Annotated in this window: 11 protein-coding genes; 6 read left to right on the forward strand and 5 right to left on the reverse strand. The window is 61.2% G+C overall.

Annotated elements, in window-relative coordinates:
* Positions 1–354: 354 nt before the first annotated feature.
* On the reverse strand, positions 355–1,728 hold the full coding sequence (locus tag ACUN9Y_RS18055; protein ID WP_445462109.1) for a GntR family transcriptional regulator: 1,374 nt from the start codon (positions 1,726–1,728) through the stop codon (positions 355–357).
* 310 nt (positions 1,729–2,038) lie between these two features.
* On the opposite strand from ACUN9Y_RS18055, the gene dctP reads away from it, so the two are divergent.
* From dctP to ACUN9Y_RS18080, 5 genes are all read left to right on the forward strand, one after another.
* Positions 2,039–3,028 (forward strand): TRAP transporter substrate-binding protein DctP, encoded by a 990-nt coding sequence (gene dctP, locus ACUN9Y_RS18060; RefSeq protein ID WP_445462110.1) that lies wholly within the window; start codon positions 2,039–2,041, stop codon positions 3,026–3,028.
* Positions 3,029–3,093: 65 nt separating this feature from the next.
* The gene (locus ACUN9Y_RS18065) at positions 3,094–3,600 is read left to right on the forward strand and encodes a TRAP transporter small permease (RefSeq protein ID WP_445462111.1); all 507 of its coding nucleotides are present in this window, start codon (positions 3,094–3,096) and stop codon (positions 3,598–3,600) included.
* Complete coding sequence (locus ACUN9Y_RS18070; RefSeq protein ID WP_445462112.1) at positions 3,600–4,901, forward strand: TRAP transporter large permease; 1,302 nt, start codon at positions 3,600–3,602, stop codon at positions 4,899–4,901. The genes ACUN9Y_RS18065 and ACUN9Y_RS18070 overlap by 1 nt, the downstream gene beginning before the upstream one ends.
* A gap of 7 nt (positions 4,902–4,908) precedes the next feature.
* Positions 4,909–5,349, forward strand: a complete 441-nt coding sequence (locus tag ACUN9Y_RS18075; RefSeq protein ID WP_445462113.1) for a type II 3-dehydroquinate dehydratase — start codon at positions 4,909–4,911, stop codon at positions 5,347–5,349.
* A gap of 181 nt (positions 5,350–5,530) precedes the next feature.
* Complete coding sequence (locus tag ACUN9Y_RS18080; RefSeq protein WP_445462114.1) at positions 5,531–5,926, forward strand: GlcG/HbpS family heme-binding protein; 396 nt, start codon at positions 5,531–5,533, stop codon at positions 5,924–5,926.
* Between the two features lie 352 nt (positions 5,927–6,278).
* On the opposite strand, the gene ACUN9Y_RS18085 is transcribed toward ACUN9Y_RS18080, so the two are convergent.
* Genes ACUN9Y_RS18085 through ACUN9Y_RS18100 form a run of 4 tightly spaced genes read right to left on the reverse strand, consistent with a single transcriptional unit; the run spans position 6,279 to position 10,579 of the window.
* Positions 6,279–7,601 carry an aminotransferase class V-fold PLP-dependent enzyme gene (locus ACUN9Y_RS18085; protein ID WP_445462115.1) on the reverse strand — a complete coding sequence of 441 codons (1,323 nt, stop codon included), beginning with the start codon at positions 7,599–7,601 and terminating at the stop codon, positions 6,279–6,281.
* Between the two features lie 42 nt (positions 7,602–7,643).
* Entirely contained in the window at positions 7,644–9,137 is a 1,494-nt protein-coding gene (locus ACUN9Y_RS18090) for a tripartite tricarboxylate transporter permease (RefSeq protein WP_445462116.1), read from the reverse strand.
* A 24-nt stretch (positions 9,138–9,161) separates the two neighbouring features.
* Complete coding sequence (locus tag ACUN9Y_RS18095; RefSeq protein WP_445462117.1) at positions 9,162–9,599, reverse strand: tripartite tricarboxylate transporter TctB family protein; 438 nt, start codon at positions 9,597–9,599, stop codon at positions 9,162–9,164.
* A complete protein-coding gene (locus tag ACUN9Y_RS18100) occupies positions 9,596–10,579 on the reverse strand; it encodes a tripartite tricarboxylate transporter substrate binding protein (protein WP_445462118.1) in 984 nt (327 codons plus the stop codon). Before ACUN9Y_RS18100 ends, ACUN9Y_RS18095 begins: the two co-directional genes overlap by 4 nt.
* A gap of 215 nt (positions 10,580–10,794) precedes the next feature.
* Between ACUN9Y_RS18100 and ACUN9Y_RS18105 the strand changes: the two genes are divergently transcribed.
* Positions 10,795–11,793: a LysR family transcriptional regulator gene (locus ACUN9Y_RS18105; RefSeq protein WP_445462119.1), complete on the forward strand. Its 999-nt coding sequence runs from the start codon at positions 10,795–10,797 to the stop codon at positions 11,791–11,793.
* Positions 11,794–11,934: the final 141 nt, after the last annotated feature.

The raw sequence follows: 11,934 nt of genomic DNA on the forward strand, positions 1-11,934 counted from the left end.
CCTCGTAGACATCTCAAAGCCTTGTACGGAAAGCGCCAAGGCGACCCCGTGAACCGCCAGCGACACCGAAATATTCCCGTCACGTAAGTGACAGAACGCAGCCATCCCGTCACGGAGATCGCTGCCCTACCCCTCAGACACAGCCAGGGCACGCTTGCGAGCCATGGACGCATGCCAGAAGGGGCAACGGTCTGGTTTTCCGACCGGTCTGGTTTTCCGACATGGACGGATCGACCCAGACCGCCGCCCTCAAGGGCGCGAGGCAACGCAGCGGTTCATCCATGCGGGCGCCGCCCCCATATCGTGGTGCCCCTTCTCACCAATGACTCGCTAATTTAAATCAATATCAATTGCTTAGACTTCAGCAGCAGCGGTCGGCAAGGCCTGTTCCATTGCCCCTCTGAGATGCTGTTGCAGGATATCCAGCGCTCCGTTGGCGTCCCGCCGCAGGGCACAGTCCAGCAGCGCCTGATGCTCGTCCGCGGCGACGCGGCCCCGGTAGGACTTGGCGATAAGTTGATAGCGCAGGAGTCTGTCGAAAATCGCGTTGTGCAGCCGCATCAGCGCTTCGGAGCCACAAGCCGAAATCAGCGCCTGATGGAACTGCCAGTCATATTGCGTCCACTGCTCGGCGACCTGGTGGTCACTGCTCGCCTGGTCGGCATCGATGGTGGCGAGTTTATGGCAAGCGGCCACCACTCTCGCTTCCCAGTCGACGTCCCCCTGCCGGAAGGAGTCCTCCAGTGCTCGGCCCTCGACCAGAAGCCGCAACTCGGCAAGCTCGCGCACGTTCTGGGCCGATACTTGAGCGACGTCGAAGCCGCGCTGCCCTTCGGCAACCACGAACCCTTCCGAGGTAAGCCGATTAAGCACTTCGCGCAACGTGGCCACACTGGTGCCGTAGTCATCCCGCAAGCTGCCCAGCTTCAATTTCCTTCCGGGGGCCAGCTTGCCAGCGATGATGTCGGTACGTATCCGATGCCAGACCGTCTCACCCACCGACGTCAGAGGCGTGGGCTTCTCGGATGCCCCGTGGGCCAGGGGCATAGGGTCCAGATCGGCAGAGCTCAGCTGGCCGGTATTCAGCGTATGGGTCACACAGGCCGAAATGTGCTCGTGCAACACGGCAATCGCGTCATCCGCGTCGCGTCTCAACGCCGCGTCCAGCAGCCAGCCGTGCTCCTGCGCGGCGGGTTCGCCGCGAAAGATGACGGCGACAATCTGATATCGCTGGTAGCGATCGAAGATAGCCACGTACGCCTGGAGCAGCTCCGCCGAGCCACACGCGGAAACCAAGGTATGGTGAAACTCTCGGTCATAGTACTTCCACTCTGCGCTGCGGCTGGTATCGCCGGCCAGCATCATGCGTTCCATCGCCTGCAGCTTGTGGTGGGCACCGACCACTCGGCCTTCCCATTCCAGGTCCCCCTTGCGGAAGGCTTCTCGCAGGGCATAGCCCTCCAGCAATTCGCGCAGTACAGCGAGTTGCTGGAACTCCTCCTGGGTGACGGCGGCGACTTCGAAGCCTCGCTGCCCCTCGGCACGCACCAGGCCTTCGGCGGACAGGCGATAGAGGGTCTCGCGCAGGGTGCTGATGCTAGCCGAGTACTGCTCCTTCAGCGCCTCGAGACGCAGTCGGGAGCGCGGCGCCAACCGACCGTCGATGATGTCGCCGCGGATCGATCTGTAGGCGCTTTCACCCGCGGTTTCCTGTTGTGCAGAAAGCACTCCAACCTCCTCGTCGATTCAAGCAGCAGGCGCCCTGCCGGTCGGTCCACTACGGCCGCGCAGCGGGTGTTCCGGGCCACCGGAGCCCTGCCGGAAAACAGCCCTCCTGAACGCCGACAGAAGCGACAGGTTCCTTGACAGCCACCGCCGAGCCAGGCAAGAATCAGCTGACATTATCAAAAACGTACGTTAAATGATCTTACACCTGCCGTTACGAGAAATGTACTACTAAGTGCGAAGCTTGGGCCAGCGCAGGAGACAGCGCCTCGTCGCAGGCCAATCACAATGACAATACAAAAGGAGGCATATCATGCCCATTACCGCCACCTCCCGGGTCGTACTTGCCGCCGGAGCCATGATGGCGTGCGCGACCATGGCCCCCCTGGCCGCCGCACAGGACACTCCGACCCTACGCTTCTCGGCGGTATTCTCGGAACAGGACATCCGCGCCGACATGATGAAAAGGCTCGCCGATGATGTGAGCGATATTGCTGAGCTGGAGCTCTACTACGGGGGCAACCTGTTCAAGCAGACAACAGAAATCATCGCCATACAGCGCGGCAACCTTGAGATGGGTAATATCGCCCCGCAGGACATTGCTACCCAGATTCCCGAGTTCTCTATCCTGTCATCAGCCTATCTCTTTCGCGATGCGGAACACCTGGAAGCCTTCTTCGAAAGCGACGCCGGAACCGAGATGAAGTCTCTGGCCGAGGAACAGCTAGGCATTCATATCCTCGGGCCAACCTATTTCGGCACACGCCAGCTAGGCATGCAGACCGAGACAGAAATTCAGACACCCGAGGACATGGACGGCGTCAAACTCCGCATGCCCGGGGGCGATGCCTGGCAGTTTCTGGGGAAGGCATTGGGGGCGAACCCTACCCCGATGGCGTATGCCGAAGTGTATACCGGCCTTCAGACCGGCGCGATCGATGGCCAGGATAACCCGCTGCCTAACGTCTACAACATGAAGTTCTACGAGGTCCTGGACCAGATCGTACTGACGTCTCACCTCGTCGGGTATGACCTCCTCGTGATCTCGCAGGATGTCTGGGATGGGATGAGCGAAGAAAACCAACAGGCATTTGAAGCCGCCGCAGACGAAGCTATTGCGTGGAGTACCGAACAACACCTTCAGCGTGAAGTCGAGCTGACGTCTCTTCTCAAGGACGAAGGCCTCAACATATACGAGCCCGATGTAGAGGCCTTCCGCGACTATGCCCAACAAATGTACCTGGAGTCTGAACTGTCCAAGGACTGGCCGGAAGGCATGCTTGGGCGCATCAACGCCCTGTAAGCAGCGCCTGTAAAAAAACACCCGGCCTAGGCCGGGTGTGACCAACAACAGCCGGCGAGTCAACAATGATAAAGCTGAATATTCTTGGTACCTGGCTTCATCGTCAGGCAGAACACATCGCTGCCCTGATGTTGCTGGTCATGTTCGTTGCCTTCATTGTGCAAGTAGCGTTTCGCTATGCATTAAACTTTCCTATAGGCGGCGCCTCAGAGCTGACTATCATCATGTGGCTTTGGCTCGTCCTTTGGGGCGCAGGGTTTGTCTTGCGTGAGTCCGAAGAGATTCGATTCGATGTCATCATTGGATCCGCCGGACCCAAGACTCGCCGCATCATGACCATCCTGTCGGCAACGGCCTTGCTGTTTCTATATGGATACTCGTTACCCGCGGTCTGGGACTACGTGACATTCATGAAAATACAAAAAACCTCGTATCTGGACATCAGGTACGACTACCTCTACTTCATATACATAATTTTTGCGGTGTCTATTCTGATTCGTTACGCATGGATCCTGTTCTCCTCTATCCGTGGAAAGAAGCGCACGCCCCCTGACTGTGAAGGTGAAAAATAATGGCCGTGCTCGATCCTTTCACGCTCAGCATCGTCTCTATTGTTCTTCTCTGCCTTCTTGGCCTGCCGATCGGGCATGCCATGATCGCATCTTCTATTTTCTACCTGATGCTGTCCGGCCTGGATATGGGCACGGCGGCAGAGCAGCTTCTCAATGGAATGTTCTCCAGTTACATCTTGTTGGCCGTGCCACTCTTCATTCTCGCCGCTGAATTAATGAATTCAGGCACGATGACACTGAAGCTACTGGCTTTCTGCAATGCCTTCGTCGGCCGATTTCCTGGTGGTCTCGCCCTGGTAAACGTGGTGCAAAGCGTCATCTTTGCGGGCATGTCAGGGTCCGCCATTGCCGACGCAGCCGGCACTGGGAAGATGATGCAAAAAATGATGACCGAGGGAGGTAAGTACCCCCCGGCATTCGCGGCGGCACTCACTGCCTCTTCCGCCGTCATTGGCCCGATCATCCCTCCTTCCATCCCGATAGTGATCTACGCACTCGTTTCGGATGCCTCTATCGGCTATCTCTTCCTCGCGGGTGTCGTACCGGGTCTCCTCATGGGACTGGTTCAGGCGACGATCATTCTCACCTCGGCTCGCCGCCGTGAGTTTCCACTCGAAGAGCCCGTGCCACTTCGCGAGCTCCCGCGCATCACCTTCTACGCCATACCGGCGCTCATGATGCCGGTCGTGTTGCTCGGAGGAATCTACGGAGGCGCAACCACGCCGACCGAGGCAGCGGCCGTCGCCGCACTTTATGCCCTGTTAATCTCGGCCATTCTCTATCGTAGCGTTTCACTTTCCTCGATCTACGACTCACTATTATCGAGCGCCCGGACGACGGCCTCTATTGGCATGCTTATTGCCGGGGCATTGGTGTTCAATTATGTCGTGACCATCGAGAACATACCCATGGGCCTGAGCGGCTGGCTCGGCGGATTCGACCTCTCGCCGACGGGCTTCCTTCTTATCGTGATCGCGATCCTTTTGGCGCTCGGCTGCATACTTGAAGGAACCACCATATTATTGATTATCGTGCCGGTCTTCATTCCCACGGCGAATGCACTGGGAGTGGACCTGGTACATTTCGGTATCGTCTGTGTCGTCACCATCATGCTGGGGTTGATCACACCGCCTTATGGGTTACTTCTTTTTATCATGACGAATATCTCCGGACGGCCGCTGAGCGAGATCGTACGCGAAGTACTCCCATTTCTCATGTCACTACTGGTTGCACTAGTCTTGATCACACTGGTGCCCGACATTTCTCTCTGGCTGCCGCGTCTCTTTGGCTACAATGGATAAAAACTGCATGTCTAAACCAATTTACGTACTCAATGGACCGAATCTAAATCGCCTCGGATTGAGAGAACCCGACATCTATGGTCACACCACATTGGCCGAAGTGGAGTCTCTCTGTCGAGCCGCGTCCGGGGAGGTTGGGCTTGTCTTTCACCAATCGAATTCCGAGCACGAATTGATTGACTGGATTCACGAGGCTATCGATAACTCAAGTGGCATGATTATCAACCCGGCGGCCTTCACGTTTACATCGATGGCCATCATGGATGCGCTGAAGATGTACCCGTTTCCCCTCATCGAATTTCACATCTCCAACGTCCATAAGCGCGAGCCAATGTATCACCACTCCCTGGTCTCGCCGATCGCGACCGCGGTGCTGGCCGGAATGGGGGCACGCGGCTACGGCTATGCGGTGCAGTTATTGCGCGACATGATCGCCGATCGCTCCTAGCCATAGGCAACCCTGTCCGTCGCGCCGCCTTAGCCTCGCAGCCATGCCCCGGCAGCCGGCTTTGAGAACGCTCCAACCCTCTATGCCACCGACAGAAACGCTGCACACATCGGGTAGTCCGGCCGATCATCCGTACGGCGTTTCCTGCAGGAGTGGACAACAATCAACAAGGACCCGTTCGATGCCGTTATCCTCGATTTCCCTGGAAGAGGCGCTGAGCCTGGCAGCGCAGTGCCGTCATGCGGCGAAGGATACCGATATAAAGATCATCGCCGCTGTGGTGGATGCATCGGGACACCTCGTGGCGCTCACGAGGATGGATGGGGCCATCGCCGGCGGGGTGGACGCGGCACTGGCCAAAGCTCGCTGCGCCGTGCTCTATCAGCGCCCTACGTCGGCCTTTGCCGATAGCTATAGAACAGGCAAACCGGTACAGGCGTTGCCCAATGTCATTCCGCTCGGGGGCGGTATCCCGCTCTGGCGCCACGGTAATCTCATCGGCGCGCTCGGTGTCAGCGGGGCTGTCGAAGAAACCGAGACGGCACTCGCCGAGCGAGTGATCGCCCAGCACTATTGATCCCTTGTCGTTGGCGGATGATGATGCAGCGCATCCGGGCGGGCCTTTCGACCTCTTCCGTGACAGCAGAAGTGGCCCATCGCACGACCCGCTCCGACATAGCCGCTTGCCTGTCGATTCCGCCTGCGACACGGCAGCGCCCGAGGGCGAGTACAACTGCCTGCTCCATCCGCCCCATCCAGACATGCATCAGGCGATCGGCGGTCTCGAGTGCCGAGCGCAACGCGATTGCAGGGGACTCGGGCTGGCGACCGACTTCGTGGGCGGCAGGCTTGTGCCCCTGACCCCTGCCCCCTGACCCCTGACCCAGAGACCAAGCCCGCGCGCTGATAAGAGGCCGCGATGTCAGCCGTCAGCCCGCCAGAATCACCTTCAGCGCCGTGAGACAGGCATCCACTTCGGCGACGGTGTTGTAGTGCGCCAGCGACACCCGAGACACCGAAGGCAGCCCTAGTGGGCGCAGGATGTTGCCGGAATAGGCGTCGTCCTTGCGGGCGTGGACGCGGATGCCGCGCTCGCCAAGCCGCGCCACCACGTCGAGGGCATCGCGCCCTTCGACGCAGAACGACACCACGCCTTCACGCCAGGGCGAATCGGCCTCACCGATCAGGGTCACGCCTGGCAAGTCCTTCAGTCCCGTCACGCTCTCATTGCCTTCGATCAGGCGCCGAACCAGCGCGGTCTCCTGAGCGTGCATGGCCGTGCCGGCCGCCTGCAGTCGCTCGCGGGGCGTGGTGGCCTCGGTGAACTGGCTACCCAGCCACTCAAGGTAGTCGACCATCTGCTCGGCGCCCGCCCAGGCCGCAGGATCACGGCTACCCAATTCCCAGGCGTCCGCTGGCTTGCCTGCCAGGCGGTCGTGATCCACCGTGCTCAGCCTCGGCGACACCCAGGCATAGCCGTCATTGAAGGGGCAGAACGTCTTGTACAGCGATACGGCGTAGGCATCCACGCCATAGCTCGAGACGTCCAGGGCGCCATGTGGCGCGTGCTGAATGCCATCGACGATGATGTAACAGTCGGGTGCGATGCCGCGAATGGCCGCCGTGATATCGGCAACATCCTGCGCCATGCCGGTAACCGGACTGGTGTGCAGGATGGTCGCGATACGGGTATCCGGTCGCACCACCTGCCGGTATTCCTCGGCGGTGACCCGACCGGTGCGCGTATTGAACCCGACCGTCAGCCACTCGCGCCCGGTGCGTCCTGCCCACTGGGCGGTGGCGTCATAGGTGGCCGGATGCTCAAGCTCACAGGCGACGATGCTGCCGCCCGCCGGGGCCGCCCCCGCCGCGGCCCGAATCACACGAAACAGACACTCGGTGCCGGTTTCTCCGCCGAAGATGACGCCTTCTTGTGCCCCGAACAGGGTCGCCATGGCCGTACGGCCCGAGGCGATGATTCGCGAGATAGCGCGTGAGGCATCGTTATCGCGATGATCGTTGTCCGGCAGGCTGGCGATTTCGGCGCTACGCTTGACCACCGACTTCAGGGTCAGCGAGCCCCCGGCATTCTCGAAGAACACTCGTGGGCCGGTGAAGGGGCATTCCTCGACATGATGAAAACGCTCACGAATGTCGCTCATCAGCGCGGCCGAGAAGACGTTGTCGCCTGTCGTCGTCGACAGGGCCGCGGCTGAGCGAATGTCGGCAGGTACGGTTGGGGTTGCTGTCATGGGGGCTCTCCAGCATCTCAAGAAAAGAACATCAATCGGGTATCAGACGATGGCCGCGTGGCGCCGGCGCCAACGACGCCAGAGCGGCACGACCAGCGCCAGTACGACCAGAAGGCCCAACGCCAGCGACAGCGGACGGGTAAAGAAGGTGGTCATATCCCATTGGGAAATCTGCATGGCGCGACGGAAATTGACCTCGAGGATCGGCCCGAGAATCAGGGCGATCACCAGGGGTGCCGCGGGATAGCGCCAGCGCTCCAGGTAGTAACCCATCAAGCCGCAGCCGACGGCCAGCCACACATCGAACATCTCGTTACGCAGGGCATAGCTGCCGACCACGCTGAACAGCAGGATCATTGGCCCCAGCACGGCGCCCGGCACGCGAGTCACCTTGACCATGTAGCGGCACAGCCACAGCCCCAGCACCGCGAACAGCAGGTTGGCGAACAACAAGGATACGATCAGGGTGTAGGTACTTTCGGCATGCTGGGTGAAGAGCGACGGCCCGGGAATCATGCCGTGGATGGTCAGGCCACCGACGAAGACCGCCGTTACCGCATTGCCGGGAATGCCCAGGGTCAGGGTCGGAATCAGGGTGCCGCCTGTGACCGCGTTGTTGGCCGCCTCGGAGGCCGCGACCCCCTCGATTTCCCCCTTGCCGAATCGCTCCGGGTGGCGCGAATGGCGCCGCGCCTCGTTGTAGGAAATGAAGGCGGCGATGCTGGTACCGGCGCCAGGCAGGATGCCGACGATCGACCCGATCAGCGAGGAACGCCACAGGGTCCTGTGGCAGCGCTTCAGGTCGGACCAGTGCGGCAGGCTGCGTCCCTGAAGTTGCTGGGCATCTTCTGACAGCACACCGCCGCTACGCGGCACACACAGGTTGAAGGCCTGCGAGACCGAGAACAGCCCGATCAGCACCGGCAGCAAGGGGATGCCATCGAACAGCTCGCTTTGACCGAAGGTGAAGCGCTGCTCGCCGGTAAAGGCATCTAGCCCGACGCAGGCAAGAATCAGCCCCAACGCCGCGGACAACACCCCTTTTACCGGCCTTTCGGAGACCACGCCGACAATGGTGACCAGGCCGAAGATGGCGAGCCAAGTATATTCCTGGGGGCCGAACGCCAGCGCAATGGTAGACAAAGGAGGCGCGATGGCCAGCAATACGAAGACGCTGATCAGGCCACCGAACAAGGATGCCAGTGTGGCCATGCCGATGGCCTCTCCACCCCGTCCTGCCGCCGCCATGGGGTAGCCATCCAGCGCCGTGGCAATGGACGCATCGGTCCCTGGGGTGCGCAGCAAAATGGCCGTCACCGAGCCGCCATAGACCGAACTGACGTAGACGGCGCCGAGCAGAATCAGGGCCAGATCCGGCGGCATGCTAAAGGTGATAGGGATGCACAACGCCACGCCCATGGTCGAGGAAAGCCCCGGCAGGGCGCCGACCAAAATGCCCGCCAGCGTGCCCAGTACCAGCGTCATCAGGGCTGCCGGCGTCACCACATTGGCGAAGGCCGTGATCAAGATATCCATACGGTTTTCCCGAGTCGTTCTGGGTCAGGACGCCAGCCAGCCCGCCGGAAGCGGCACCGACAGCAGCCAGGCGAAGACGATATAGATGGCCAGCGTGAAGCCGCCGGCAAGCAGGAAGGCAAAGGCCCAACGCAGGCCCGCCAACCACCGAAAGGTGGCCACCAGGAACAGCGGGACGACGATGAAGGTGCCGACGGGCTCCATCAGCGCCAACAGCAGCACAACGCCCGCACTCCACAGCACCAGGCGCTGCCCATTGCCGCAAGCGGGAGCCCGTTCGGTGTCTGTCGACGCCTTGTGGCCGGTCAATCCCAGCCACGCGCTTGCCAGTACGCCCAGCGTCCCCGTGATGAGCGGGAAGAGGCCCGCATCACCACGCATTCCCCACCCCGCAGCCATCACGGCTAGGCAGATCGCCGCGGTGGCGATTGCCACCAGGCGATCCAGGCGGTACTGAATCACTGTTCAATCCAGGGGTTCTGATCCCACACGGCCTTGAGGCTGTCTTGGCTCGCCTTCAGGGAGTCGACGTACGCATCGCCATACACAGGGTCGAGAGGCATGTTGAGCTGGGTGAGCTCGGCGACAAAGTCGGGGTTTTCGATGACGCTACGCGTCGCCTCGAGCAGCCGCTCATAAACCGCATCCGGCACACCTGCCGGCAAGGCCAGCCCCCGCGATGCCGACGATACGACCTCATAGCCAAGCTCCGTGCCGGTCGGCACATCGGCAATCGCGTCCATGCGCTCCTTCGACCACACCGCCAGGCCGCGCACATCCCCTTCACTGATATGGGCGGTGGCCTCGGACATATTGCCCTCGAAGGCGTCAATATGACCGCCAAGCAGCGCCGCCGTGGCCTCGGCATTACCATTGAAGGAGACGAAATTCAGATCAATACCCGCGGCGGAAGCGAAGTTCAACGCCGCCAGATGGTCGTCGCCGCCGACCCCCTCGTGGGAGACCGTCACCGAGCGTGGCTCGGCCTTCACCGCCGCGACCAGCTCATCCAATGTCTGCCAAGGGCTGTCCGCGGCCACGGCCAGGACTCCCGGGTCGGTGACGACATTGGCCAGCGGCAGCAGGTCTTCCAGGGTATAGCCCACCGTGTCGGCACGGGTGAAGGGGTGGGTCTCCACCGACGGCGAGTTGATCAAGCCAAGGGTGTAGCCATCCGGGTCGGCATTGGCCAGGTACACCCAGCCGAGTTCGCCCCCTGCGCCGGGTTTGTTGACCACCACCACACGCTGGCCAAGCTCTTCCTCGGCGTACTTGGCGAAGATTCGCGCCATGGTGTCGGTACTGCCGCCGGCGCCGTAGGCGACGATCATCTGAATCGGCTTGCTCGGGTAATCGTCGGCCAGCGCCGATGGCGATACCGCGAACGCCAGCCCCAGCGCGGCCAGCACCGCCGCCCCGCGTTGTGGAAATGACAGTTGCATGATGACTCTCCCGTATTGGTCTTGTTCGAGCGCCCTGCCCAAGGAGCTCCCCTTATGGTGACGATCGGAGCAACTCTCTCGGGACAGAACACCAGCGAGTCCGCGCTGCCGTCGTCTCACGGCGGCGTCGAATCACTATAAAATCCCTTTGAAGTTGAAAAAAAGCGATTTAATTTCACAATATATCTTTCGAAAATTTCACCATTGGTCTCGCCATGCTAACGCTCAAGCAACTCACGACCTTTCTCCAGATCGTCGAGCTCGGCACCTTCGAGCGCGCCGCCCAGAGCCTCAAGACCACGCCGTCGACGATCTCCAAGCGCATCGCGGAGCTTGAAGAGGCCACCGGGCTCAGGCTGTTCGACCGTTCACGCCGCGGTGCTCAGCTCACCGAAGAAGGCGAGCGACTGCTCGAGCACGCCATGTCGACCGTGCATCAGGCCGAGCAGATTCTTGAGCTCAAGCAGCGTCCATCGCGCCTGCACCGCATCAGGCTGGGCTTCACCGACCTCACGGCGCTGACCTGGTTACCGGGCTTTCTGGCCACCTTCACCGAGCAGCGGCCCGACGTGCGCCTGGATATCACCATCGACATGAGCCGCACGCTGTATCAGCAATTCCAGGATGGTGAGCTGGATCTGGTGGTGATCCCCGCGAGCCAAGAAGCCTTTGCCCAGCCCGGAGTCGAATCGCGGCTGGTGGGAGAAGTGGAAATGGCCTTCATGGCCAGAAGAGGGCTGGTGACAGAAGCGCGGCCCGTGCCCCTGCATGCCCTTGGTAACTACATCCTAATCGGTCAGGGCAAGCGCTCGGGCTATGCCCACCAGGTCAATCACTGGCTGCACCAGCACGGCATTGCGGGCTCTACGCTGACGGCCGACAACCTGCTGGCGCTGGTGGGGTTGGTCACCGCCGGGCAGGGCATCAGCGTGCTCCCCCACCACTGTGTAGCAAATCTGACCGCCAGCGACGCTCTGGAAGTCATCGGCACCGAGCCGCGGCTCCCGCGTATCGGCTACTACGCGCTGTTCCGCGATGGCACCCGACTCAAGCTGATGGAGTCCTTGGCCCAGCGCCTCGCCGAGGCGGCGGACTTTACCCAGCCCTTCTTCCTGCATGCGGCCGGTGCGCCTGAGCGACTCCACGGCGCCCAGCGAAGCGATGGTAACCCGCAAAGCGTCAGGGTATCGGGGCACGCGCCAAGGCGCGGATAGGGAGCGGATAGGGAGCGGCATACAGCGCCAGACCGCCTTGTGCGTCGACGAAGGCCACCCTCTTCGCCATGGGTGGCAGCCGCCCTGCGATGAATCGAATTGCCTAAAGGAGGTTGACGTCCCTTGCGTCGCCTGCCTACT

It is taken from the genome of Halomonas sp. V046, from assembly GCF_052645355.1.

Bases quoted from the DNA above. Each gene is read 5' to 3' on its own strand.
- ACUN9Y_RS18070 (WP_445462112.1), top strand. From the start codon at position 3,600: ATGGCCGTGCTCGATCCTTTCACGCTCAGCATCGTCTCTATTGTTCTT.
- ACUN9Y_RS18065 (WP_445462111.1), top strand. From the start codon at position 3,094: ATGATAAAGCTGAATATTCTTGGTACCTGGCTTCATCGTCAGGCAGAA.
- ACUN9Y_RS18100 (WP_445462118.1), bottom strand. From the start codon at position 10,579: ATGCAACTGTCATTTCCACAACGCGGGGCGGCGGTGCTGGCCGCGCTG.
- ACUN9Y_RS18090 (WP_445462116.1), bottom strand. From the start codon at position 9,137: ATGGATATCTTGATCACGGCCTTCGCCAATGTGGTGACGCCGGCAGCC.
- ACUN9Y_RS18080 (WP_445462114.1), top strand. From the start codon at position 5,531: ATGCCGTTATCCTCGATTTCCCTGGAAGAGGCGCTGAGCCTGGCAGCG.
- dctP (WP_445462110.1), top strand. From the start codon at position 2,039: ATGCCCATTACCGCCACCTCCCGGGTCGTACTTGCCGCCGGAGCCATG.
- ACUN9Y_RS18075 (WP_445462113.1), top strand. From the start codon at position 4,909: ATGTCTAAACCAATTTACGTACTCAATGGACCGAATCTAAATCGCCTC.
- ACUN9Y_RS18085 (WP_445462115.1), bottom strand. From the start codon at position 7,601: ATGACAGCAACCCCAACCGTACCTGCCGACATTCGCTCAGCCGCGGCC.
- ACUN9Y_RS18105 (WP_445462119.1), top strand. From the start codon at position 10,795: ATGCTAACGCTCAAGCAACTCACGACCTTTCTCCAGATCGTCGAGCTC.